Annotated in this window: 1 pseudogene; it reads left to right on the forward strand. The window is 53.8% G+C overall.

Annotated features, from left to right (window positions below):
• Positions 1-85: 85 nt before the first annotated feature.
• A pseudogene (locus AUL33_RS21915) lies at positions 86-509 on the forward strand (hypothetical protein); the annotation flags it as partial.

Raw genomic sequence — 509 nt, forward strand, 5'->3', positions numbered from 1 at the left:
GCGTAGCCCACCGGGGCGCGGCAAAGGAATTCATAGCATTGTAACGGGTCGACTTGGGCGGCAACAAGAAGTTCTAGCAGGCGAAGTGCGTGATATTTTCGCAAGTCGTGCGGAGTTGCCAACCTATTCCGGGTTGACGCACTTGGTTGTCCGTATGTTCAGTGAGGATTCTCTTGCGCCGACACATACACCGGATGACCTTTTCTCCAGGCGGCAAGGATGCAGGCTGGTTGCTCCTCTCCCAAGCGGCTACCTAATCGAGGCCGAGGTCAAGAAAATTCCTCAACTACTTGAGGCCATCGAAAACCCGGTTGGCTATGCAGTTCAAGCCGATATCTCACGGGTTTCGTCTTTGAAGAAGTTCGATGCGAAAAAACGGCTGCGTGGACACTCTATCACCGAGCTTTGGAACTCTGCGCCGGAAGACGATGATGGACGTCTCTTCGTCGTTTGGCTTGCTCCCTTCCGCGATCACGATGCTAAGGCAGAGGTTTTGGAGCGTATCCAAG

Origin of the sequence: Aureimonas sp. AU12 (assembly GCF_001463705.1) — a bacterium.
Lineage (GTDB): Bacteria > Pseudomonadota > Alphaproteobacteria > Rhizobiales > Rhizobiaceae > Aureimonas.